Annotated in this window: 17 protein-coding genes; 12 read left to right on the top strand and 5 right to left on the bottom strand. The window is 53.0% G+C overall.

Going from position 1 to position 25,659, the window contains the following annotated elements; all coding sequences use genetic code 11:
- Window positions 1-197 precede the first annotated feature (197 nt).
- The 3 genes from CJP46_RS06715 (at window position 198) to CJP46_RS06725 (ending at window position 6,286) form a co-directional block, all read left to right on the top strand.
- Window positions 198-878 carry a hypothetical protein gene (locus tag CJP46_RS06715; RefSeq protein ID WP_094594779.1) on the top strand — a complete coding sequence of 227 codons (681 nt, stop codon included), beginning with the start codon at window positions 198-200 and terminating at the stop codon, window positions 876-878.
- On the top strand, window positions 871-5,040 hold the full coding sequence (locus CJP46_RS06720; protein WP_094594780.1) for a glycoside hydrolase family 2 protein: 4,170 nt from the start codon (window positions 871-873) through the stop codon (window positions 5,038-5,040). Before CJP46_RS06715 ends, CJP46_RS06720 begins: the two co-directional genes overlap by 8 nt.
- Before the next feature lie 109 nt (window positions 5,041-5,149).
- Window positions 5,150-6,286 carry a glycoside hydrolase family 88 protein gene (locus tag CJP46_RS06725; RefSeq protein WP_094594781.1) on the top strand — a complete coding sequence of 379 codons (1,137 nt, stop codon included), beginning with the start codon at window positions 5,150-5,152 and terminating at the stop codon, window positions 6,284-6,286.
- 226 nt (window positions 6,287-6,512) lie between these two features.
- On the opposite strand, the gene CJP46_RS06730 is transcribed toward CJP46_RS06725, so the two are convergent.
- The gene (locus tag CJP46_RS06730) at window positions 6,513-7,817 is read right to left on the bottom strand and encodes a catalase (RefSeq protein WP_256992256.1); all 1,305 of its coding nucleotides are present in this window, start codon (window positions 7,815-7,817) and stop codon (window positions 6,513-6,515) included.
- Between the two features lie 403 nt (window positions 7,818-8,220).
- Between CJP46_RS06730 and CJP46_RS06735 the strand changes: the two genes are divergently transcribed.
- The 5 genes from CJP46_RS06735 to CJP46_RS06755 all read left to right on the top strand — a co-directional run bounded on the left by CJP46_RS06735 (window position 8,221) and on the right by CJP46_RS06755 (window position 13,593).
- A complete protein-coding gene (locus CJP46_RS06735) occupies window positions 8,221-8,649 on the top strand; it encodes a GNAT family N-acetyltransferase (protein WP_179281054.1) in 429 nt (142 codons plus the stop codon).
- Between the two features lie 97 nt (window positions 8,650-8,746).
- A complete protein-coding gene (locus CJP46_RS06740) occupies window positions 8,747-9,889 on the top strand; it encodes an NAD(P)/FAD-dependent oxidoreductase (RefSeq protein ID WP_094594784.1) in 1,143 nt (380 codons plus the stop codon).
- Between the two features lie 105 nt (window positions 9,890-9,994).
- Window positions 9,995-10,657, top strand: a complete 663-nt coding sequence (locus CJP46_RS06745; RefSeq protein ID WP_094594785.1) for a hypothetical protein — start codon at window positions 9,995-9,997, stop codon at window positions 10,655-10,657.
- 166 nt (window positions 10,658-10,823) lie between these two features.
- The gene (locus CJP46_RS06750; protein WP_094594786.1) at window positions 10,824-11,822 is read left to right on the top strand and encodes a cation diffusion facilitator family transporter; all 999 of its coding nucleotides are present in this window, start codon (window positions 10,824-10,826) and stop codon (window positions 11,820-11,822) included.
- 259 nt (window positions 11,823-12,081) lie between these two features.
- The gene (locus tag CJP46_RS06755; protein WP_094594787.1) at window positions 12,082-13,593 is read left to right on the top strand and encodes a glycoside hydrolase family 43 protein; all 1,512 of its coding nucleotides are present in this window, start codon (window positions 12,082-12,084) and stop codon (window positions 13,591-13,593) included.
- 17 nt (window positions 13,594-13,610) lie between these two features.
- Here CJP46_RS06755 and CJP46_RS06760 read toward each other — a convergent pair whose 3' ends face one another.
- On the bottom strand, window positions 13,611-14,480 hold the full coding sequence (locus CJP46_RS06760; protein ID WP_256992215.1) for an AraC family transcriptional regulator: 870 nt from the start codon (window positions 14,478-14,480) through the stop codon (window positions 13,611-13,613).
- 273 nt (window positions 14,481-14,753) lie between these two features.
- On the opposite strand from CJP46_RS06760, the gene CJP46_RS06765 reads away from it, so the two are divergent.
- Window positions 14,754-16,469 carry an ABC transporter substrate-binding protein gene (locus CJP46_RS06765; protein ID WP_094594788.1) on the top strand — a complete coding sequence of 572 codons (1,716 nt, stop codon included), beginning with the start codon at window positions 14,754-14,756 and terminating at the stop codon, window positions 16,467-16,469.
- An 83-nt stretch (window positions 16,470-16,552) separates the two neighbouring features.
- On the opposite strand, the gene CJP46_RS06770 is transcribed toward CJP46_RS06765, so the two are convergent.
- The 3 genes from CJP46_RS06770 to rlmD all read right to left on the bottom strand — a co-directional run bounded on the left by CJP46_RS06770 (window position 16,553) and on the right by rlmD (window position 20,034).
- Window positions 16,553-17,260 carry a DNA alkylation repair protein gene (locus CJP46_RS06770; protein ID WP_094594789.1) on the bottom strand — a complete coding sequence of 236 codons (708 nt, stop codon included), beginning with the start codon at window positions 17,258-17,260 and terminating at the stop codon, window positions 16,553-16,555.
- 46 nt (window positions 17,261-17,306) lie between these two features.
- The gene (locus CJP46_RS06775) at window positions 17,307-18,272 is read right to left on the bottom strand and encodes a phosphotransferase (protein WP_094594790.1); all 966 of its coding nucleotides are present in this window, start codon (window positions 18,270-18,272) and stop codon (window positions 17,307-17,309) included.
- A 256-nt stretch (window positions 18,273-18,528) separates the two neighbouring features.
- Complete coding sequence (gene rlmD, locus CJP46_RS06780) at window positions 18,529-20,034, bottom strand: 23S rRNA (uracil(1939)-C(5))-methyltransferase RlmD (protein ID WP_094594791.1); 1,506 nt, start codon at window positions 20,032-20,034, stop codon at window positions 18,529-18,531.
- A 272-nt stretch (window positions 20,035-20,306) separates the two neighbouring features.
- Between rlmD and CJP46_RS06785 the strand changes: the two genes are divergently transcribed.
- The 3 genes from CJP46_RS06785 (at window position 20,307) to CJP46_RS06795 (ending at window position 25,603) form a co-directional block, all read left to right on the top strand.
- Window positions 20,307-23,219: a glycoside hydrolase family 3 protein gene (locus tag CJP46_RS06785; RefSeq protein WP_094594792.1), complete on the top strand. Its 2,913-nt coding sequence runs from the start codon at window positions 20,307-20,309 to the stop codon at window positions 23,217-23,219.
- Between the two features lie 235 nt (window positions 23,220-23,454).
- Complete coding sequence (locus CJP46_RS06790; RefSeq protein WP_256992217.1) at window positions 23,455-24,900, top strand: sensor histidine kinase; 1,446 nt, start codon at window positions 23,455-23,457, stop codon at window positions 24,898-24,900.
- Window positions 24,901-24,943: 43 nt separating this feature from the next.
- Window positions 24,944-25,603 (top strand): response regulator, encoded by a 660-nt coding sequence (locus CJP46_RS06795; protein WP_094594793.1) that lies wholly within the window; start codon window positions 24,944-24,946, stop codon window positions 25,601-25,603.
- Window positions 25,604-25,659: the final 56 nt, after the last annotated feature.

The following is a 25,659-nucleotide window of genomic DNA, read 5'->3' on the forward strand; positions in this document are numbered from 1 at the left end:
CTCCCTGAATGGAGGGGGCGCTTTTACGATTCCCTGTCCGGTGCCTAACCTAGTGGTTCAATGCAATTCACCGGACAATACCGTATATCTTGCATGGCATAATCGTGCTAAAACTGAGCAGCAGTGATATTCATGGATAATCGCTATTCACGGAATTTACCATGACATAACCAAAAACCGCCCCGAGGAGGGACAACATGATTCGAAGTATATTTCGAGCCGTTTGGAACGGTGAGGGCAGTCCTCGCTCATTTTTTCGAGCCCGAGAGAGAGAGCTTTCGCTTGCTGAAGCAATGAACCGGCTGCAGGTCGACAATCTAAGCCTTTTTGCCGATCGAGAACAGCTGTTTCTTTATTATGAATGTCTGAGCGAGCCGGTTCCCCCGGAATGCTTGTTGATTGAAACCGGACAGCGGCTTGCGGAGTGGCCGGGAGGCGCACCGGGAAGACGCTGGGTGCCGATGACGGATATTTTTCATTACCAGCGCCCCGTTTCAAATCCGCAGTGGGCCCGTGCCCACCATGACCGCACGCCGTACGGAAGAATGGCTCTGCTAAGGCCGGAACAAATGGCAAGATATGTGTATTACCATTATCAATATCAGGAGGAAAAGCCCGGAGACGGCGATAAGTACGGCATCATCGGCATGCATGAAAACCTGTTGTTTTTCTATTCCGAGCTGCCGGAGACGCTCACGCCTCCGCCCTATGAAGGCCGGTTGAAAACAATGCTGAAGCCCGAAAACTGGGCCGAGGTGATGGAACCGCATTTTATCAAGTGGGAGGCGGCTCCTGAAGGACAGGACATTTGGCGCAAGCTGATGCTTGTGCTTGAGTTACGCTCCCCGTCCGAAAGAAGGGGGGCACAACATGCGTGACTCGTTATGCCTGAACGGAGAATGGGATTTCATGCCGCTGTACGATCAGCCCCGGTGCCGACGCCTGCCAGGAAATATCGTGTACGATCAGCATAAGGTTCAAGTCCCATCCAGTTGGAGGCGGACCTATAAGCAGGGAAACGGCCGATTGTTCGGCGACATCCCTGATTACGAATACGTCCCAATGGACCTCTACGATTATCCGAAGGAATGGGACGCCGCTGAGGCGGGCGTGCTGCACCGGAGCTTCCGGCTTCCGGATCGCATGGCCGGGCAGCGGATCGTGCTGCGCCTGGACGGCATCATGCAGAAGGCTGTCATCTATTTGGACCGGGAGGAAATCGCCGTGTGGGAAGACGGGTATCTTCCGCTGAGGCTGGATATTACATCCCGGGTGCAGCCGGATCGTGAACATCACCTGCACGTCGTTTGCGGGGGGGTTGACCGCGTGACCCTACCATCCGGAACGCAAAAAGTAACCGGACTTACCGGTTCCTGGTTCGGCACCGTTAGCCGCGGCATATGGCAGGACGTTTACTTGGAGAGCTATCCGGAGTTGTCGCTGGAGGACGTCAACATTCGGACGTCTTTCCGGGAAGGGAAACTGCAGGTGCGAGCGGTTGTCGGAGGACCTACTGAGATGGAGCAGGGTACGGTTCAGGTCAGGCTTGTCGTACGGGAACTTGGCGTGCTGCGTGAGGATGAGCTTCATCCGCATCATGCTCAATCAACTTCGACTCCGCCGGATCCAAGCCCGGTTCTTGTGGCAAGTGCAGCGGCCCTTCCTGCTAACAGTGCCGATAACCGGGTTCTAACGTTATGCGAAAACGAATCGAACGGGACGGCATACCTTGCCTCCTTCGAAATGGATTGGCAGGACGCCCACTGGTGGAGCCCGGATTCCCCGTTCCTCTACCGGGCGGAGCTTGAGCTGATGGTGGATGAGCGCGTCATCGACAGCTCCCATGTACCGTTCGGCTTCCGGGAGTTTTGGTGCGAGGGACCGCAGTTTGTCCTGAACGGTATTCCGGTTAATCTGCGTGGAGATTCGTGGCATTTTCAAGGAGGGGTGCAGCAGACCGAAGCGTATATCCGGAACTGGTACCGGATGTGCCGCTCGGTCGGCGTGAACAGCATCCGGCTGCATGCCGAGCCCTACCCTGAGGACTATGTGCGGATCGCCGATGAAGAAGGCATGCTCATCGTGGATGAAACGGCGATATACGGCTCCGGCAAATCGATGCAGGCGGACCATCCGGCTTACCTGGAAAACTGCCGGAACCATGTACGCCGCCTCGTGCAGCGGGACAAAAACCATCCGTCCGTCATCCTGTGGAGCGTGCAGAACGAGATGCGCTGGGTCGACGGGCGCGACGGTTTCAAAACGCATATCCCCGGATTGATGGCGGCCATCCGCGAGCTGGATCCGACCCGCCCGATTCTTGCTGAAGGAGACAACCGTCTTCTGTCGAAAGAAGATACGGAGGTGGAGAGCCGCCATTATAATATCGACGGCACGATCGGCCAGTGGGACCGTGCCGTTCCGCTGACGTTCGGTGAGCATGGCGGATGGTGGTACATCTGCCCGCAGAACAGCAGCATGTACGTCGGCCTCCGGGCATACCGCGGGACGGATGAGAGCACGGCCGGAATTGCCGAGAAGGAGCGGCTGTTTGTAGAATACGCGCGGCGCCAAGAGGTGTCCAGCATTTCGACATTCAACTTCGCCCATTATTTTATGCGGGCTATGCCTGACCGCGACGTGATTCTACCGCCAACCGATCTCGGCCAACCCGGTGTAAAGCCGAAGCGGATCCCGGCCTATTCGCTGACCTTAAATAATGGTTTGCTGCCTGAGGACTACCCGTCCTATTCGCCGAATCCAGCCTTTGAGATCATGGCCGAGGCGTTCAAGCCGGCTACCATCATCGCGGCCGAATACAATCGCTGCTTTTATGATGATGCCCCTATCCACCGCAGCTTCGACGTGTACAACGATACGCTTGCCGCGCAGGATGTCCGGGTGGAATGCGAGGTCAGGCAGGAAGACAGGCTCGTATACGCGCAAAGCTTTGACTTCCGTCAAGCCCCGGCCGAGCACCAACTCATCCGAATGCAATGGATGCCGGAGGCCGTGGATACTGAACAAAGGGCTGAGCTGACAGCGAAGCTGACGCATGGCGGGAAGCTTGTGCATGAGCTGCATATCGAATACAGATTGGTTTCCGCCAGGCTGCGCAGCCTGGCGGTGGAAGTCGACCGGGAAGCATTCTTTTGGGGACCGGCCGGCGAATATGACACCATCCGCCGGATGATTCCTGAATGCGGAAGAATAGAGTGGGAAAGCTTGCCCAATCTGTCCGCGGGCAGCTTACTCATCATCGGCACCTATGCGGAGGATGCGGACAGTAAGCTGGAGATGCTGCTGAAGGCATTCGTTGAACGCGGAGGCCGTCTCATCCTGCTGGAGCAAAACCAGCTGTCGCTCGGCAAGCTAACGCTGTCGCGCAGACCCTTCTTTCGCGCGCATGCAGGCAGTTACAACCATCCCATCCTGCAGGGGTTTGGTGACGAGGATTTGATGTTTTGGCATGAGGAGCTGCAGGAAGAAGGACCGCTGCCGATCATTCATGCGGCCTTTGAAAAACCGGTTATCGGCGATTTCACGCTGCTGCTGGAATGCGGCGCCGGCGATTTCGGAGACGGCGGAGATTTGTGGTCGCCGCTGATCGAATACCGCAGCGGCGCAGGCATGTTTATCGCGAGCCAGCTGGATCTGATGGCGAACGTCGCGCGCGTTCCGCAGGCCTGCCTGCTGCTGCGGAACATGCTCGCCTACGCCGGCCGCGCGGATGAAGCGGGCGCAGGCGTTTCCGCCCGCACGGTCGCGCTGGTGCGCTCCGGCGGACCGGCCGCAGCTTTCCTCGACAAGCTGCGGCTGAACTATACGGCGCTTGGCGAAGCAGCGCCGTTCCTCGCGCCGGCGGGCGCAGCCGCCGCGCCAGGGGGTCCGGAGCCCGGCATCGCCCCAGCGCCGGACGCAGACGGGCATGGCCGGCGTGCCGCCATGCCTCCCGGGCAGGACTTCGGCCTGCTGGTGGCCGAAGCCTGCCTGCTTGAGGCGCCGGGAGCGGCCGAGGCCGTCCGGCGCCATGCCGAAGCCGGCGGACGCGTGCTCGTCCTGCCGGCGGAGGATCCGCAGCAGGTAGCGCTGGCGCGCCTGCTGGACCGCCCCGTGCGGGTGACGCCGCACGAGGCATATCACTTGGCGGCGAGTGATAACGCCGCCATGCGCGGCATCAGCCCGGTTGACTTGTTTGGCTTCGACAAGGTATTCTTGTCGCCGCGCGATGTGGTCAACCGGGTGCTGGCCACCCACAAGATCGAAGCACCCGGCACGGAGGTGCTGTGCCGCAGTATAGAAGGAACCGCATGGAAGGATTATTTCGTAAACGGCTATACCGCGGAATACAGCCGATTGGCGCTTGTGGAGCTTAATCGTATTAAAGCCGAATCTGCTGGGGCGTTCGTGATCGAAGCTCAAACCGGCTATGGGACCATCCTATGCTCCCAGCTGCTGCCCGATCCCGGCAGCGATAAGGCGCTGCGCTTGTATTCGCGCCTGTTCGCCAATCTTGGAGCTTCCTACGATGACAACTTGCTGAGGAGCGAGAAGGGGGATGCGCAATGGGCCGTGGAATCGGTGATGGCCCTGCCGTGTCCGCCGCATGTCGATTACGAAGCGATGAAAGCTTACCACACGGATCCCGAATTTTCGCTGAACAATTTGGGCGAAGGCTTGTACGGATGGATGCAGAAAAAAGAACGGCGCGCTCAAGACGGGATGCTTCGCATTGCGGAAGCTGGTGAAACGCCATGGTTTCTAAGCTGTTTCGTCCTGGTGCCCGGGGAGGAACATGAGAAGCGGCAGGGACAGCTCCGCGTAAATACCGAAGCATGGTTCGAGATCTATATAAACGGCGAAAGGGTCGCCAAGCCCAACCAGGAAACGATCCTGAAGGGCGGGTTGAACCGGCTGATCGCCATCGTTCGCGGGACACGGGGAGACCTTCTCTTTGGCATGACCTTCCTGAATTCGGACGGTACGTACATGAAGGATTTGGCGTTCCGCTTGACGCTGGATGAAGTCGAACCGAAGTAGGCAGGCATCCAAGCGTACTGCCGATTCAGCAAAATGCATTTTTATAAGGGGCTTATGTTCGAAGATCCCATACGAAACCCTCACTCATTCATTTTTTCAGGAGGTTGTTATGAACTGGAGCACAACGATCGAGCAAACGCTGATCACCACCAAAGCCAATATCGCCCGCTTTCAAGGTCAATTTCCGCATGTCAGCCATGGGGACGGTAAATATCAGCTGGTGAACCATACCGATTGGACGGAAGGTTTCTGGGCCGGCATTTTGTGGTTGAGTTACGAGTACGGCAAAGATCCGGACATCCATCGCGCTGCGGTCCAAAGCGTCCGTTCTTTTCAGGAGAGACTGCAGCAGGAAAGCCACCTGCAGCACCACGATATCGGTTTCCTGTACTCTCTGTCAGCCATGGCAGGGTGGATTGTCGAACGGGATGAGAATGCCAGGCAAACCGCTCTGCGGGCAGCCGACCTGCTCTTGAAACGATGGAGGCCGTCCGCACAAATCATTCAGGCTTGGGGTCCGGAAGGGGATCCGGATAACGGCGGGCGCATCATTATCGACTGCCTGATGAATCTTCCGCTTCTGTATTGGGCTTCCGAGCAGACCGGGGATCCTCAATATGCCGAGATCGCCCGTATTCATGCGGACAAGAGCAGGAGATTTCTGGTACGCGGGGACGGATCATCTTATCATACGTTCTACTTCGACCCGCAAACGGGAGATTCGATCCGGGGCGGCACGCATCAGGGCTACAAGGATGGATCTACCTGGTCCCGTGGCCAGGCTTGGGGCATTTACGGTTTTGCGCTGGCCTACCGGTATATGAAGGAGCCTTATTTTTTGGACACGGCCAAGCAACTGGCCCGTTATTTCATGGATCAGGTTCCCGAGGATCTTGTGGCTTTCTGGGATTTTGACGCCCCCCGGCAGGAGGGCGAACCGCGAGACAGCTCCGCCTCGGCGATTGCGGCATGCGGAATATTGGAGCTGGCGGAACATTTGGATGAATCGGACCCTGAGCTCGCTTCTTTTCAGGAGTTTGCGGAGCAGTCCGTCATCTCCATGGCGAACGGTTACTTCTCGGCCGGCAGCACGGCTGAAGAGGGATTTTTGCGGCACGGTTCCTACTTTGTCAGAGGGGGGATTTCGCCGGACGATTTTGTCATTTGGGGCGATTATTTTTTCCTCGAAGCCTTGATGCGTCTGGACCGCCGCTCGCCCGGCTATTGGTACGAAAGATCGCTCTAATAAAGGGCAAAGACAAAGTAGAACGGTGCAATCTTTAACGATTATAGTGATGATCGCTGATGGCGGCCTTAGTGCCGCCATCAGCCATTTTCTGAGCTAAGAAGCAAGTGGAGCCGAAATGCGCTTCAAGACAAAAAAGAGATGGGACACGTTAAAGAAGGCATCCCGCCTCCGATTTGCAAGCCCGAATGACTCGTTTACCTTCGAAATGTTTCCTATTTCGGCTTCATCCGTTATCCTTCAACCCGATGTGCCGTGCAACCCTTTCACCAAGCTCCGTAGATGCTTGATATAGGTAACTTAAAACGATGCGCTGCGTTTCATGGGATATTGCTTTCAGATCGGCAGCCAAGTTATCCACCAAATGCTCCTGCTGCGATGGTGAAATGGCGCGGTAAAACTCTCCGGCTTGGGTAAAATTGTCCGGTTTGGATATTTCGGTTCGTACGAGCTTGCCCTCCACGTATCTTCCGTCTCCGCTGGTCACTAAGGAAGCCGGGGACCAATCCTCCTGGTGGTTGATCGGAATGCTGCGAAAACCGGGACCTAACCGCCTGCGCTGGGAATCCCAATAAATGTTGGCGCGGCCCTGCAGCATTTTATCATCCGACAATTCGGCGCCCTCCAAAAGATTGGATGGGGAAAAGGCAATTTTCTCCACCTGCCCCATATAATTATCCGTATTGCGGTTCAGAACGAGGCGGCCGACCGGACGAAGAGGATACTGCTGTTGGTCCCACACTTTCGTATCATCCAAGGGGTCGAACGGAAGATGTGCCGCATCATCGGGATTCATCAGCTGCACATACAGCCCGTATTCCACGGTCTTGCCCGCGGCAATGGTATCGTACAGATCCTGGCCGGCAATGTCCGGGTTTTCACCAGCCAACCGGGCCGCCTCCTGCCGATCGATGTACTGCTCACCGGCTAAAGGCATCCAGTGGTATTTTACATAGGTGCGTACGCCCTTCGCATTTTTCCAAGTGTAAGTGCTCACGCTGTGACCCTTGATATGGCGGAGACTCTTCACCGTGCCTACGTCGGAGTAGAGCCAGACGAGAAAATGGGTGGATTCCGGCGCCCTGGCCACAAAGCTCCAGAAGCGTTCGGGATCGATCAGATTGTTTTTCGGCGAGGGGAGAAAGGCCTTGATCGATTCCGGGAACCGGACGGCATCACGAACCAAAAAGACGGGGATATGATTGCGTAACAAATCAAATACTCCCTGCTCCGTGTAAAATTTGGTGGAAAATCCCCGCACATTCCGGGAAGTATCCGGCGTGCCTTTTGTACTGACCGCAAGGGAAAAGCGCACCGTTACCGGAACTTGCTGACCGGGCGTCTGCAAGAAACTGAGCATCGTATAGTCGGCCATGGCATTGACTGTCTCAAAGTAACCGAATGCGCCAAAGCCTTTCACGTGAACAGGGCGCTCAATGATTTTTGTATGTACAAAGGTTTCCAGCGTTTCATGCAAAATGTTATCCTGTTCCAGAACGGGTCCTCGTTCGCCAACCGTCTGCGAGTGCATAACAGCAGGCAAATCTTTTGCCCATGGTAAGGACTGGTTTTCTTTATGTGGCCTCTGGTTCCCCGCATTTTGATCCGCGGGACCTGGTTGATGGTTCGCTGCATTGCTGGCTTGAGGGGTAGCGCCGTTCTGCTGGGACGCCGATTCCAACCGGAACCAGCCGTTCTCTTCCTTCATTCCTTGCCCTCCATTTCCATGACTTCTCTCCTATATGGTGTATGCGGGCTTCCAATGAAAATATGACCTTGTGGCTGTTGATGGTAAGGCTTAAAGGAACGCAGCGAGACGATCGCGATGATGAGGGGCATCCATGCTAATGCAGGTTTCGCGGTGCCGGGCATCGAAATATAGTCGATCAAAGAGGATCATAGAGCCGTCAGATCGATTGGAGGAATACGATATCATGATTCGTGAAGCGGAAGGTAAAGATAAGGAACAGCTGAGCAGCCTGTACAGGATGCTGGTTCCGAACAGCAAAAAAATGAACGTGCTGGAAGAGCAAATCGATAAAATTAGAATGGACCCTTTCAATTTTGTACTGGTCTATGAAGAAGGGGGAGCATTGCTAGGGACGCTTACGCTGAATATCTGTCTGCAAGCAATGCATGGAACGAGGCCGTATGGAGTGATCGAGAACATCGTCGTTCATGAGGACCACCGCAGCCGAAATATCGGCCAATCCCTATTACAATACGCTGAAGAATACTGCCGGTCTTTGAATTGTCATAAAATCATGCTGCTGAGTCATTCCAAAAGATTAAGAGCCCATCAATTTTTCGAAAGAGAAGGATATGACGGTTCTGTCAGCAAAGGCTTCAAAAAATACTTGTAAGGGTACATTCAGGGAGCCTAAGTTTAGGTTCGAATTTCCTCAATTAGAGAAGTGTTCGCTATAATGGGGTGACAGGCATCAGGAAAGGAATTTAATCATGAAGAAATATATCATCATCGGATCAGGCATCCTTGGTGCATCGACGGCCTATCAGCTGGCAAAAATGGGCGCGGAAGTCTTACTGATCGACCGCAAGGATCCAGGACAGGCGACGGATGCTGCCGCAGGCATCATTTGTCCATGGCTGTCGCAGCGCCGCAATCAGGCTTGGTATCGGCTCGCCAAGGCAGGCGCGGCCTTTTACCCCGGGTTAATCAAGGAACTGGAGGGGGAGGGGGAGACCCAAACAGGCTATGCGATGGTCGGTGCCCTTAGCGTTCACCAGGATCCGGAGAAAATCCGAAAAATGGAGGAGCGGGCTATGCAGCGTAAAGCGGATGCTCCGGAAATCGGCGGCATTACCGTGCTTTCTGAAGAAGAAACCCATCAATGCTTTCCGCTGCTGGAGAGAGGCTATCAATCGGTTCGGATCAGCGGCGCCGCCCGGGTCGACGGCCGAGCCCTGCGCGATGCTCTGATTCGCTCAGCCCAAAGGAACGGGGCCGTCGTGATTCACGGGGATGCGAAGCTTCGGGCTGATCGAAACCGAGTGATCGGGGTAACGGTCGAATCGGACGAGTATTTAGCGGACAGTACCATCGTCTGCGCAGGTGCCTGGGCGGGACAACTGCTGCAGCCGCTCGGTGTCCGCTTTAACGTCCGCTATCAAAAGGCACAAATCATGCACTTGCAGCTCAAGAATGGTGAGGGTACAGGCGCTTGGCCCGTCGTCATGCCGCCCTCGGATCAATATTTGCTTGCTTTTGACGAGCAGAAGATCGTGATCGGAGCAACTCATGAAAATGAAGTGAAGGGTTACGATACAACCATTACGGCAGGCGGCATGCAGGAGATTTTGAATAAAGGATTAACCTTGGCGCCTGGATTGGCAGACGGCATCTTTCAGGAAGTCAGGGTTGGATTCCGCCCGTTTACCTCCGATTTTCTGCCGGTCCTTGGTGCCGTTCCGGGCTGGAGCGGTCTGCTCGCGGCGAATGGGCTCGGCGCATCCGGATTGACGATGGGGCCTTATATCGGCTATCAGTTGGCTAAGTTGGCGCAAGGCATCGAGCTGGATATCGACATTAACGATTACGATATCCGCAGAGCCATTGGTGAGGGTTCATTAACCGAATCGTAACCCGAACGTAACCCTTCTTGCATTCTCCTTCTACTAAAATAGAAATGACATCTATACATATGAAATACGTCTCGAGCGACGTGTATAAAAAAAGGAGAATGATCCATGAAGAAACGGTTGAAGGTGATGATTGCGGCATGTTCGGTATTTGTGATCCTGTCTGGCTCCGCGCTGGCGATGTCGGCCGCCCCGCGGATTTTTATCAATGGTGCGGAATTTGCCAATACTTATCTGAAATTGAAGATTGAAAATGGAACCGCCATGGTCTCGCTGCGCGCGATCGTGGAGCAGCTGAAAGGCGAAGTGGCGTACAAAAGCGACGGCATTCATGTATCTTTGCCTGAGGCGAGCAAGCTGGCGCAGCAGGTGAACGGCTTCATGAACGCACTGCAGGCCGATACGCCCGAGGATGCCGCCAAGACCTGGATCCGCGGCGTCCAGAAGCGCAGCGGACCGATGCAGTACGCGGTCATGACTCCCGCGCTGCAGGCCAAAACCAAACAGCAGTTTGAGGACAATTTCTGGGTTACCGGGGGTTCCAGTCCTCATATGGGCACGGTCACCAACATGACGACCAAGACATTGTCGGACGACAAAGTGCAAATCTCCTTCGATTACCCGCTGCTGACATCCGCAGGAGTGGAAGGCACGGGCAAAGCTATGCTCACGATTGAGAAGGGGGTTGGACCTGCTGATGACCAATGGGCGATCTCGTCCATCTGGCTGCAGGATCCTGGTGATACCGGGCTTATGATCGGCGCAAATTAAGGCATTATCGAGAGCTCGCTTGATAGCGGGCTTTTCATTTTTTGCACATGAAGTTGTCCATTACCTATAACTGCGTCCTTTTTCCGTTATGCTGCATAAAACCCGGCTATTTTTCCCATCGTAAGAACAAGATCAAACATGTCGGATTCTGAGCAGGGGGCAAAGGATGGCACAGCAGCAGGAACGGGAACATTGGCTTGCACTCATCAAAAAAGGGAACAAATCATCGGCGATCGCCATGCTCGGCAATGCAGTCATCGCAGCAGCCAAGGGAGTCGGAGCCGCTTTGAGCGGCAGCGGGGCGATGTTTGCTTCGGCTATGCACTCGCTGGCAGACTGTGTAAACCAGGGGTTTGTGTTTGCCGGAAGCGTGCTTGCGGAAAGAAGGCCAAGCCGTAAATTTCCGACTGGCTTTGGTCGTGTCATCAACATTTTCTGCATGGTCGCCGTCATTGTCGTGACGGTCATGGCCTATGAAACGATCCGGGAAGGATGGCATTTGATTCATCATCCTGCCAAGGCGGGCGGAGCTTTTTGGATTAACGTAGGGGCACTTATTCTGAATCTGATTATCGATGGGGCGATTTTGTTTAAGGTGATGAAAGAAATCGCCAGGGAAGCAAGGATCGAAGCGTCCGGAATCTCATTAATTCCCATGGCATTCAAGCACGTATCGCGCTCAGCACCTCCGACGCGGCTCGTCTTTTACGAGGATTTGGTTGCAGTGAGCGGTGCGTTTCTGGCTCTCGTCGCTGTGGTGGTCACGACATTTACGGCATTTAAAGCGCTGGACGGTATCGTGACCGTGATCATCGGTGTGCTCATGGTGGCCGTGGCTTTCCGGGTAGGCTACGATAATATGGTCGGATTAATCGGTGTGGCCGCCCCACGTGATGTTGCGGAGAAGGTGTCGTCCATCATCATGTCCGATCAGGACGTCACCGATATTAACGGTCTGCGGATTATTCAGGAGGGCCGTTACTATCATGTGGATACGAAGATCGAACTTCGGAGCGGTTTGTCGCTTGCGGATGCCGATGACATTAAGTTCCGCGTGCAGGACCAGCTCAGCTCGGACCCGGATATTTCGGATGTCGTATTGGGCATCATTGAAGACAACGGTGTAAAAAACTGGACACCGGAGCATTTGAATGAGTTCTCGTAATCGATGAAGACGTTTTGAAAAGTCCGCAGACCGCGGGCTTTTTTTGTTTAGACTGCTCGATCCAAGAAGCGGTGGGGGAAAATTTTGTATATGTGGCTTAAATGTCTAGATCATGCTATTTTCCTGACTTGATCATCAAGGTTTGACGCCAGGCTACCGTTTAAAATATGGGACAGAGCCGGATGAACATAGGAGTGCCTGGTGTAACCGGTTTCTAGGAGCCAACAATTGAATCATCACGATTAGGAGCTGAGCATCGATGCAGTATACCAATCCCGTCATTCCCGGGTTTCATCCGGATCCCAGCATTTGCCGGGTAGGCGACGATTACTATCTGGTTACAAGCACGTTCGAGTATTTTCCGGGGGTCCCTATTTTTCACAGCAAGGATTTGGTGCATTGGCAGCAAATCGGGCATTGCCTGACAACGGAGGAGCAGCTGCCACTGGCTAATGCAGGAAGCTCAGGCGGCATCTATGCGCCGACTCTTCGCTATCATGACGGCATGTTTTATATGACAACAACAAATGTTAGCGGGATCGGAAATTTTTATGTGACCAGTCTGCAGCCCGCCGGCCCTTGGTCCGATCCGATATCCGTTGCGCAGAACGGGATTGATCCATCCTTGTTTTTCGATGAGGACGGACGTGTGTATTTCCAATCGACACGAACGGGTGACGAAGGTGACGGTATTTATCAATGCGAGATCGATAAGGATACCGGTGAGATGCTTACCGATAGCCGGTTGATCTGGAAAGGAACCGGAGGCGCTTATCCCGAGGCGCCGCATCTGTACAAAATTGGGGATCATTATTATTTAATGATCGCCGAAGGCGGGACCGAGTACGGCCATATGGTGACGATCTCCAGAAGCAGCGATCCTTATGGTCCTTATGAGTCTTGCCCTCATAATCCGGTTCTGTCGAACCGGAGCTTGAAAAGTACCATTCACGCGACGGGTCACGCCGATCTCATTCAAGCTCATGATGGAAGCTGGTGGGCCGTGTGTTTAGGAATCCGGCCAGCCTCTTATCCGATGCGCCACCATCTTGGCCGGGAAGTGTTTCTTGCCCCGGTGACCTGGACAACGGACGGTTGGCCGATCATCGGAACGAACGGCCGCATCGATCCCGTCATGGGAGCGCCGAAGCTACCTGCCGTTCTGTGGGACAACAAGCCGGTCAGAGATGACTTTGACGGATCGGAGCTTAATCTTGAATGGACCTTTTTACGCAATCCTTTGCCAGGCAGCTGGTCCTTACAACGCCAACCCGGATATCTGGAGCTTCGCGGAAATCAAACGACGCTTTCCGATACCGGCTCACCGGCGTTTGTTGGCCGCCGACTTTGCCATTTCTCCTGCCATATTTCGGCAGCGATGGATTATGAACCGGGCGGTGATGAGGAGGAAGCAGGGTTAACCGTTTATATGAATGAAAGGTATCACTATGATCTCGCCGTTACGTCAAGGGATGGGATCAAAAAAATCCGGCTCCGGCGAACCGTCGGATCTTTGCAAGTGGAAGAAGAACATGCGTGTCCAGAAGGGCCGATGGTATTGAAAATCGAGGCACAGCCTGAAAAATTCGTGTTTTATTACGGACAACCGGGAGCCGCGCTAACAGAGGTAGGTTACGGAGAGACTCACCTGCTTTCCACGGAAGTAGCCGGGGGCTTCACGGGGATATTCATCGCGATGTATGCGGCATCTGCCTACGAGGAGCCCGCTCCTGCGTCGTACGATTGGTTTGAATATGACCCGGTTGGCTGACGGTGGTATTCAAGCCGTTATTGCTGCACGCTTTTCCGGAATGCTTTGGGTGTCATGCCGTAAGTCTTTCTAAATTGGCGCGTCAAATAATTGCTGTCGTTATAGCCGCATTCGTAAGAAATTTCGGTGATCGATAGGTTGGTCTGTTTGAGCAGAATGCATGCCCGGTCCAGGCGAAGCCGCTGAAGATAGGCTATGGGCGATGTCAGATAATATGCCCGGAAGATCCGGTTCAGGTGCCGCACTGAAATCCCGGACTTATCCGCGATTTCCTCCAGGGTGACCGGTTCCAGGTAATGGTCTTCAATATAAGAGACCGCATTCGCCAGATGCATCAGATTGCTCTCGACACCCTGATCCTGGCGCTCATACAGCCTGGACAAGTAAACGGCAAGCTCCATAAACCGCGCTGCCAGCATCGTTTGGTATCCTTGATGACGATTGTGGTATTCGTCAATCATATTGGAAATGAGCGAAGCCACATGTTCGAGATTGGACAGCGGAATATTGAGTTTGCTCTCATACGGATGGAGATGGCGATAAAGCGGTTCCAAAATAAAAAGCGCCTGAAAGCCTTGCGACACCCTTAAATCCGGGCCGACATATTTCAGCATTTCGGGTTTAAACATGATGTTGCAAATTTTAAAATCGTACGGATCTTTATAAGCATGCTGCGTGCTGCCGTTAATGACAAACACGTTGCCTTTTTTGATAAAAGAGGCTTCATTGTTGACGATATGCGTAGCATGTCCGTTCAGTACGATCACCAGCTCGGAAAAGTCGATGTGCTTATGAAGCTGCATGTCTTCGTCATGACCACCATACTGGATGAAGAAAGGAAACTGCTCGTCGGAAGTAAACCAGTTTAAGTATACGTTGGTACTCAAGAAGGATCCCACCCGAAAATGTATCGATTGATGTCTATATCATCCTATAACCGCGACATAAAAATCAAGGTGTGGCAGCAGATTGCGAGCTACAATGGTTGTTGACCTGACCGGGAAACTTGTGGGGGAGGGATGTGCAAAGAAGATTTTGGAGGATGATTCGAAAACGTTTTACAAAAGTAACGACTGTAAGGGCGGTCTGCGTTTAAAGCAATCATTACAAACCGAATGTTGCAAACGCATTCTTTATGAAAAAAAGGGGGAACGATGAACATGACAGGTACAGCTGGAAAAAAATTCGGGGTAATACTTCTTGCCAGCATGCTGCTCATCTCGGCAGGATGCAGCAGTTCAGGGGGCGGCAAGTCGGCCGATTCTGCACCGTCTTCCGGCAACACACAGGATTCCAAAGCGGACGATACGAGCCCGATCACCTTTTCGTTTTTTGGGGCGGACGCGAGCCCGAACTGGAACAAAATGCAGGATGAGGTAGGGCAGGAGATCACTAAAAAAACAGGAGTGACCCTGAACGCAGAGTATGCCGTATCCGGCGCGGGTGCGGATAAAATTTCCTTGATGGCGGCGAGCGGGGATTTCCCTGATTTGATCTATGCCAAAGGGGATGTCGACAAATTGGTGGAAGCCGGAGCCATGATCGACCTGACCGATTTGATTGACAAGTATGCGCCCAATTTGAAAAAGGTATATGGCAAGTACATGAACCGCCTGCCTTACAGCAATGACGACAAATCCATCTATGTCATACCCAGCAACGCAGCTGTTGATCAGCAAGACTTTGACGCCGGCAGCGGCTTTGAAATCCAAAATGCGGTGCTGAAGGAACTGGGTTATCCAAAAGTCAGAACCGTCGAAGATTTTGAAAACGTTCTCCAGCAGTATAAGGATAAGCATCCCACGATTGACGGCAAACCGACCATTCCGTTAACTTTGGACGCCGATGACTGGAGAATCATGATCACGGTCACCAACCCCGCGGTGTATGCCACCGGTCTCAAAGACGACGGTGAATATTACATTAATCCGGACACTTTTGAAGCCAAGCTGCACTATAAGCGGCCGGAGGAAAAGGAATATTTCCGCTGGCTGAACCATATGTACAATGTGGGACTGCTGGATAAAGAAACGTTTGTCCAAAAGAGCGATCAGTATAAATCCAAAATCGCCAGCGGCCGCGTCCTCGGTCTGATCGACGCCAAATGGGGATATGCGGATGCAGAGAATGCCCTGAAGTCCAGCGGGAAGGCGGAACGCACCTACGCTCATTTCCCGGTGACCATGTCGGAAGAGTATAAGGATCATAACTTCCAGGATACCGGATTTATGTCGGGCTGGGGCGTTGGAATTACGACCGCGTGCAAAGATCCCGTACGGGCGATCAAGTTTCTCGACTTCCTTGCATCTGATGAAGGTCAGGTCTTGATCAACTGGGGGATTGAAGGCAAGGATTATAACATCGTGGACGGCAAACGGGTGATCCCGAAGGAAGTTTTGGACAAGAAAGTCAACGATAACGCCAATTTTACGAAAACGACAGGGATCGGTCTGTACGGCAACATGTCGGCCCATTACGGCGACGGCGTTAAGGACGCCACAGGAAATTATTATACGACGAATTTCCCGGAACAAATTATCGCCTCATACACCGAGCCGGAAAAGGAAACCCTGAAGGCATACGGAGCAACCACCTGGAAGGACCTGTTTCCATCGAGTAAGGAATTTCCGGTCAAGCCTTGGGGGGCTGCCTGGAATATTGCGGCTCCGCAGGACGGCAATTATAACGTGATCTACCAAAAAACGCAGGATATTATCCGCAAACGGATCCCGGAAGCCGTTCTGGCGAAACCGGAGCAGTTCGACGCGATCTTTGACGGCATGCTGAAGGAGCTCGACGATGCGGGCGCCGTGAAGATGGAACAGTTATACACGGAGCTGGTCAAAGCCAGAGTGGAGCTGTGGAGCGGCAAGTAAAGCGCACAAAAAGATGCACTAAAGGAGCTAAGTGCTCCCTAAGTGCATCTTTTTATTTTAAAAAGGTTATACGGACAGGTCGTTTAACATCTTACATATTTGCGTTTAAAACCAAGCTGCTGCTTGTCCACCGCTTTTTGAATGCTTTCGGAAGCGAGCAGAATACTGCTTTTTTTATTATCCCGTTTTACTTCTACCGGGCCGACGGTTTTTGCGGTCTCGACCGCCTTTTCATGGAGCGGCAGATAGGATACGGCGACGGTGTATATAAAATTATTCATCGCCGATTTGGTTCGTTCAGGAGATTCGTGGATCGTCTTATTCACCGTCTCCAGCATATTCGCGAGTTTGCTTTCGTCAAACTGAGCGTCCGGCCGACTGCCTAGAAGCCAGCAATAGCAGCTCCATCCCGCAGACATTTTTAGCTCCTCGCCGCTAACGATCCATTGATCAGCGACTTGTTGGGCAATATCGGTTTCCGCCAAGGTAACCGCCACCACGTAATCGGACAGCATATAAAAGTATGCATCCTTAATCCAACGCTCAAAATCGGCCCCGGTCATCGCTTTCGGATCTGCAATGATGCCGGCAAAGTACATGGCGTCGTAGTTTCCCGTAGCGTACAGCTGCTCAGCCAGTGGTTGATCCATTTTGATTTTCTTGGCAATGGGTTTCATGGCACCCGTCGCTACGCCAAACAGCGGTTCGTGCGCTCCATTGGACATATACTGCTTCTTGAGCCGTTCCTTACTGAGAGCTTCAAGCTCCTGCATGACCTGTTCAAAATCCATTGTGACACCACTTTCTTAAATTGTTGTCGTATTTACGATCGTATCGCTACATGCTCCCAAACATCTCTTTCAACTCGAGGTGAGATTTCGAAAGCCACAACATCTCTTCAGCAAACCTTGCAGGGGGGACACTGTGTTGGTCCATATTGTTGTTGATCCACCATGTGCTTTCCATATACCAAAGCATTCGCAATGCTCTTTCTAAATTCCCGGCAGGAAAATCACGCTCCGTTCGGTATCCGTTCAAAAACGCCATTGCATTTCCTAATTGAAAATGATCATTGAAGAGGGAACATGATATGATCGCTCTTGCAATATCAAGCTCAGGATAATCATAATTCAAACGGTCAAAGTCTAAAATGGCTGATAGTCGATTATCATGAAAAAGAATATTATCTACCCATAAATCCCGATGGGCCAAGCCACCTTCACAGGCAGTCAGCATAGCATAATCAAATGCTTCCGTCGCTTTTATTTGAAGTTCAACAAACGGCAGAAGCCATTGCTTATCTTCCATTTCCGCATCTCTAAAAAGATTATACCAGTGGCTCAATCTTGATTCTTTACTTGGAGGATTGAACTGGGGCTTGGGGTTATGGATTGAAAGCTCCATATTTAACAATCGATGCATTTTTCCTGTTTGACGACCAAGATCATGAATTTGCTCTTCATTAACCTTCCCTGGTTTTACAACGTCGCCTTCACGGAAATCCATCATGACAAATCTTCGATTATTGTTAGTTATATGCAGTATCTGTCCTGCATGGGTCAGAAGTCTTGGGCATGAAATTCCTTCAGTGTGCAGCTTTTGATGTATTTCTAGTGTGGTTTGTAATTGAGTTAAATCAGACAACTTAAATCTGACTTGATTATATTCTTTCAACAAAAAAGTGCCTTGATTCGTCTCCATTTTCCATTTAAGATTCAGCCAACCTCTATTAATCCGAGTTGCTTGTAAGATGTTGAATCCAAACTCTTTTTCGCAATATTCTTGTAGTTCGAAATAGATCATGTTTTGATCTTCTTTAGTAACGGACTCCACTTTCCATCACCAACTCCCATATTCCGAAGGATCGGATTCATTCATTGTTATCCCGATGATTACCAATTCATCATATCATATTCCCCAAACCATGAGCGAAAGGGAAGTTCGAGGATGAATCGTTAGGAACTACGTTCATGAATGTCTGAGCTTCAGTCCAATGATCGTATCGAAAATTAAAGCAGAAGGGTTCGAGAATCTTTTACAAATTCTCGAACCCTTCTGTTTATTCTTTATTTCTAACTAGCAGCGCACAACACTCCACATGGCTCGTCTGCGGGAACATGTCCACCGGCTGTACCCACTGGAGTTCGTAACCACCATCGATCAGTACCTTGCAATCCTTGGCCAACGTGGAGGGATTGCAGGATACGTAGACGAAACGCTTTGGCTTCGTTTTCAGCGCGGTTTCCAGGAAGCGGCGGTCCAGGCCGGTCCGCGGCGGGTCGGCGACGATGACGTCGGGGCGAAGTCCCGCTTTGACCCATCGCGGGAGCAGATCCTCCGCTTCGCCAACATGGAAGCTGGCGTTATGACGGCCGTTGCGCTCGGCATTCCGCGTGGCATCCTCCACGGCTTCCGCGATCGTCTCGATGCCGCGGACTTCTTTGGCATGCGGGGCGAGCCAGAGACCGATGGTCCCGGTGCCGCAGTAAGCGTCAATGACCGTCTCACGGCCGGTAAGACCGGCCGCTGCCCGGACCGTTTCGTACAGCTTCACGGTCTGCTGCGGATTCAGCTGAAAGAAAGCTCGCGGCGATAAGGAGAATTCCAAATCGCTCAAGGATTCCTGCATCGAATCGGCCCCCCATAAGGTGAGGGTCCGGTCGCCGAAGATCAGCGAGGTCCGCTTCGGATTCACGTTTAAGGCGATCCCTGCCAATCCGTCGATGGACAGCCTGAGCAGACGGATGAGGTCGTCCTGCCGCGGCAGGCTGCTGTTCGCGGAAACCAAAGTCACCTGCAGCTGGTCGGATTGAAAACCGTGCCGCACCACGATTGTACGCACGCCTTCTTTATTGCCGTTTTCTTTCGCCAGCGGAATACGCAGTTCTTCCAGAACCGATTTCACCTTCTCCACAGCCTCATTCACCTTAGGATGCTGGATAGGGCAGCCGCTGATGTCCACAATGCTGTGGCTGTCGGCTTCATACAGCCCGGCAACGATCTCGCCGTTCCGGCGTTCCACCTGCAGCTGAGCTTTGTTGCGGTATCCCCAAGGGTGGTCCATGCCCAGAATCGGCTTCATTTTGAGCTGGTCGAGACCGGCATAGCGGCTGAACGCTTCGCGGACAATGTCCATTTTGGCCTGCAGCTGTCCTTCGTACGCGATATGCTGAATCTGGCAGCCGCCGCAAACCCCGAAGACCGGGCAGGGAGGTTCGATCCGGTGGGGAGATCGTTTCTCCACCTCTGTAAGCTGCGCTTTGATGAATTTAGGCTGCACCTCGGTCACCTGAGCCTTGACGACTTCGCCGGCCAGCGCACCATCGATGAAAACCGCCTTCCGGCGATAATAACCTACACCTTCACCGTTAATGCCCAAACGCTTGATGGTCACGACGATCCGGTCACCGGTCCGAAGTTCATCGGCATGTTCGCGGGTAGAGCCATGCTGCTGTTTCAATGGTTCTTTATTACGAAAATCTTTGCGAGCAGCTGAATCCTTTCGATATACATGAGTCCCAGCTTGGGACTGTCGTTTGTTTTTTGGGTATTTTTGTTCACTCATGTTCGTTCTACACTCCATTGCTTGTTCTTCGTTTCACTATACCATGCGGTCAGGCATCAATGCCATGTTCCGCCAAGAGGTTCTGCATTTTTCGAGACTTTTTATTAAGGTAGTGCGTTTTTATCCTTGTGAATAGAGACATACGAATCATTCCTCCGGCGCTATCCAACGGCCCAGCTCTTTCTATGAATTCTATATGAAAACGCCTCTAATTATCCGGGTATCTCCTGAAACCGATATGGCTTAAAATACGCCTGAAGGAGATGATAACGATGCCAGCACAGACAGACTATCCATTTCAGAATACATCCTTACCTCTTGAAGAACGAGTGAGCGACCTTGTCTCCCGCTTTACGCTGGAAGAAAAAGTGGAGCTGATGGTTCAATATCAAGCTGCCGTCGAACGGCTTGGCGTGAAAGCGTATAAACACGGAACAGAAGCAGCCCACGGTATGGCGTGGCTCGGAGAAGCAACTGGATTTCCGCAGCCGATCGGCCTTGGCTGCACGTGGGACACGGAACTCATGAAACGAATCGGCAGCGTGATCGGAGATGAGGCCAGAGGATTCTACCGCCGCAATCCCGAAGTAAACGGGTTGACGCTATGGGCTCCGACCGTCGATTTGGAGCGCGACCCGCGCTGGGGGAGAACGGAAGAAGCCTACGGAGAAGACCCGATCCTGACCGGGAAACTGGCCTCCGCGCTCATTCAGGGCATTCAAGGCGATCATCCCGTATATTTGAAAGCGGTTGCCACATTGAAGCACTTTATTGCAAACAATAACGAAGTGGGCCGGGGCGATGCTTCGGTCAGCATTGATCCGCGCAACATGCGGGAATATTATTTGAAAGCTTTTGAGATTCCGTTCAAAGAAGGCGGGGCGCAGTCCATGATGACGGCTTACAATGCCATCAACGGCGTGCCGGCCAACCTGAGTCCGGACGTCAAAGCCATCGTTAAGGAAGAATGGGGTATGGACGGCTTTGTCGTGAGCGATGCCTTCGACGTGACCGGTACCGTCCGGGACCACGGATACCTGGATACGTATAAGGAAGCCGTTGCCCGCTCCGTTAAAGAGGGCGGCATTGACAGTATCACAGACGACTCGGCTGTGATCAAAGAGGCGCTGCGTGAGGCGCTGCGTGAGGGCTTACTGGCCGAGAGCGACCTTGACGTTGCGCTGACGAATACTTTCCGCGTCCGTTTCCGGCTCGGCGAATTCGATCCCGAAGAGGGAAATCCGTATGCTGCGATCGACGAATCCGCGATCCTGCGGCCGGAGCATGCGGAGCTGTCTCGGGAAGCTACCCGCAAGGCGATGGTGCTGCTGAAGAATGACCGTGGGCTCCTCCCGCTGAAAGCGGACAAGCTGAACAAAGTCGCCGTGATCGGACCGCTTGCGGGTATCGTGTACCGGGATTGGTACAGCGGCTCATTGCCTTATGCAGTCACACCTCTGCAGGGCATCCAAGAGAAGCTTACCGCGGTAGGACCGAACGGTAAGACGCTGTACAGTGGGGGAACGGACCGGATCCGGCTCAAATCCAAAAAGACGGGGCGGTATGTCCGAATTCAGGACGGAGAAGAGGCCGCGCTGGCTGCGTCTACCGAAAACGCTTTAGATGCGTCGGTGTTCGAAATGACGGATTGGGGTTGGGGAAGCCACACCTTGATCGCTGAAAACAACGGCCGCTACCTGACAACCGATGACAAGATCGTTAAAGCTTCGTCCGAACAAATTTGGGAATGGTTCACGAAAGAGGTCTTCCTTGTCCATCCTACTGAGCATGAGAAAGGGTCCGTTACCTTCTCGACATGGAACGGTACGCCGGTCACAGTGCACCCTGAATCAGGTCAGCTGCTGGTTGGCGACGGCCAAGCCGCGGAGACCGCGAATGAGATCAACGTTGCAGGTGCCGCCGAGGTATCCGGTGAGGATGCTCCGATCGTTCACGCGGATCTGTTCGAGCTGGAAATCGTCACGGACAAGCTCCAAGCTGCCAAAGAAGCTGCTGCCGAAGCGGATCTGGCTGTCGTTTTCGTCGGCAATCATCCGCTGATTAACGGCAAGGAGACGATCGACCGTCCGGATATTACGCTTCCGGAATCGCAAGAACAGCTGATTCAGGAGGTCTATGCAGCCAATCCGAACACGGTGGTCGTCGTCGTGGGGAGCTACCCGTACGCGCTGAACTGGGTGGACGCCCATGTACCGTCCGTTCTGTACACGTCCCATGCCGGCCAGGAGCTGGGGCATGCATTGGCAGACGTGCTGTTCGGCGACACGAACCCGGCGGGAAGACTGAATATGACATGGTATAAATCCGTCGACCAGCTGCCGGAATTTATGGACTACGATATCATTAAGCACGGCAGAACGTATCAATATTTTGAAGGCGAGGCTTTGTATCCGTTTGGGCATGGCTTATCTTACTCCACCTTCCGGTACGAGGGGCTGCAGCTTGCCAAGGAAAAGCTTACGGCAGGCACGGATCAAGCGGTTCGTTTGATTTGCAGGGTAACCAACATCGGTGAAGTGGCAGGTGAGGAAGTGGTGCAGCTGTACGGCCGGGCAAATCAGTCCCGCGTCAAGCGTGCGCGCAAGCAGCTGCTCGGATTCCGCAGGGTGATGCTTCAGCCGGGCGAGACGGCCGATGTGTCCTTTGAAGTTCCGCTAGAGCAGCTGGCAATATGGGATGTTACCCGCGAGCGCTATTGCATCGAGAGCGGCACCTATACGATCATGGCTGGCGCTTCTTCCGAGAACCTGCCGCTGGCAGCCGAGCTGGTTGTTGACGGGGAGACGATCCCGCCGCGCGATCTCACGCTTGTAACTAAAGCGACCAATTACGACGATTACGAAGGCGTCTTGATCGGTGAGTGTACGGAAGGCGGCAGTGCTGTCGTTGTGAAGGATCAAGCCGGATGGATCGCGTTTCATGACGCCCAGTTCGAGGACGGCGCAGATACGCTGCGGATTCGCGCGGCAGGAACGGCGGATGCCGTCGTTGAAGTGCGGCTCGATCGTCCTGAAGGACTGCCTGCGGGCCGGATCACGCTAACTTCAGGCGATCCGCAGACATGGCAGGATTATTCCTGTAAGTTGAGCGGGATCCATGGCAGCCATAATGTGTTTTTGATCATGAAAGGACATGTGTCGATCAGCCATTTCCAGTTTTCTTAATGGCCTTCAATTCCCGACGGTAATGATCCAATCCATCATGCACTCTGGTCAAAAATAGTTTTTCGATTCCTACGAAATAAACCCGTCTTGTCTGAGACGGGTTTATTTTCTTTTTCGCCGGTTAATCATCGTAACTGTTGTCAATATACTGGTCAATGTTTCCATGCTATAATCGAATCGCCTATCCGAAGCGGATGGAATGCTATAAATTGATCTGAAAAAGAGGGGATTTGCCGTGTTAGCGAACAAATCCGGGCGGTTTCACCGGCTGCAGTGGAAGTTGACCTTATTTTATATTCTCATAACGATTGTCGTCATGATCCTGCTCGAGATGATTGCCGTTTTGGGTTATTACGCTTTTGTGAATCTCAACACGAACAAAGTACTTGCCATGCAGGTAGGGACGGTTGCCCAAAATGCTGCTTCAAGCTTCAGCGGGCCATATATCAACCAAAACAAACTCGATCAAGCTCTACAGGAGTGGCCAGTCGAATTCGGCGCTGAATTCCAAGGTTATTCGGCGGTGGTTGGCCCTAAGGGCGAGCTGCTGGCCGGTTCCGGTGAGACTGCACAAGAGAGCCGATCGCTGCCATTGCCTGATAAAGTCCGGCTGAACATCCAGTCAGCCTTTGCACTAGAGCCCACTGTGAACAAAACCACGAAGACTTATACAGCTGAAGTCGAAGATACTGTATATATCGTGGCGCCGATTGCTAATAAGGTTGAAGTTCGGGCGGTTCTTGTCGTCAAGGCGAGCCATATCCATCTGGCATCCCAAACCTTCAGCCAGTTTATTCCGAATGCGGCAAGTTTTTTCGGTATCAGTCTGTTGGGTTTTCTGATTGGCGCCACAATTGTCGGTATTGCATTCGGCATTGTCACGTCTCGGAGTCTCGTCCGCCGGATCCAAAAGTTTCTCACCTCGGCGAACCGCTGGAGCGAAGGCGATTTTTCCGCGTCTGTACAGGACCTTTCCGGTGACGAGTTGGGACAACTGGGTCACAGGCTAAATCATATGGCCGGACAGCTCAAACAGCTGCTGCGAACACGGCAGGATTTGGCGGCGATCGAGGAGCGCAATCGTTTGGCGCGGGAGCTACACGACAGCATCAAGCAGCAAATGTTTGCGGTCTCCATTTGGGTAAATACCGGAAGATCCTTGATAGAACAGGATGGAGAAGCTGCCAAATCGCATTTGGCGGAAGCGGAAAAGCTGATTGGCCATATGCAGAGGGAGCTGAATGCGCTTATATTGGAATTGCGACCGATTGCATTGGAGGATAAAGATCTGCCCAAGGCTCTCTCGGAGTATGTTCGGGCCTGGCAGGGGCAAACCGGCATTGCGGCGGCATTTGAGTCCTTCGGCGATAATATGGCGCTTCCGGCCATCGAGGAAGCTCTCTACCGGATTGCGCAGGAGGCCTTGTCCAATGCCGCTCGTCACAGCGGTGCGGGAGCAGTGACGGTTCGTTTGGAGTGCAGCGATTCCATAACACTAATGATTCGGGATAACGGCCGCGGTTTTGATGAACCGCACATCCGTCCCGGCGTCGGGCTTTCATCCATGAGGGAGCGCATGGCAGCCCTGGGCGGTAAGCTTGATATTTGGAGTGAGCCAGGCAAAGGCACCTTGATCACAGCACGGTGTTATTCCCGTGGAACCCAGAAGGAAATAAGCTGAAGATACGGGAAATGAAAGATTTCTAATGTGGGAGTGAACCGTTGTGACAGAATCGGAACTGATCACCATTCTGATTGTCGATGATCACGCGATTGTAAGGCAGGGATTGCACGCATTATTCAAAATACAGCCGGATTGCCTGGTCGTTGGGGAGGCGGATTCAGGAGAACAAGCCATTCGGATGGCCGGTGAACTGGTGCCCGATATCGTGCTGATGGATTTGGTCATGCCCGGGATCGGCGGCGTAGAAGCAACCCAGATGGTAAAGCAGGTCAGTCCAAGATCGCAGGTCATTGTGTTGACCTCATTTCACGATGATCAGTACATTTTTCCCGCACTTCGGGCTGGGGCGGTCTCCTATATTCTGAAGGATATCGAACCGGGACAATTGGTCGAAACGGTACGAAGATCCGTTCGTGGAGAATCGATGATGCATCCGCGGGTGGCCGCCCGTGTCGTTCAGGATATTCGCGACTCGCGGCGGGAGGATGCCAGCCCTTTTGCCGAGTTAAGCGATCGTGAACTTGAGGTGCTGCGCCTGATCGCCAAAGGGCTGTCGAATGCCGAAATTGCCGAGAAGCTCATCATCAGCGAAAAAACGGTGAAGGGCCACGTCAGCAATATTTTAAGCAAACTCCATATGCTGGATCGGACCAAAGCTGCCGTATTTGCCTGGCAGAAAGGGTTAATGAAGCCGAATTAGGCCACTGAACGAACATTTAGGTCCTGCCGCTAAACGGATCTCCAGTCGGGTGTCTA

Origin of the sequence: Paenibacillus sp. XY044, assembly GCF_002257645.1 — a bacterium.
GTDB lineage: Bacteria > Bacillota > Bacilli > Paenibacillales > Paenibacillaceae > Paenibacillus_AQ.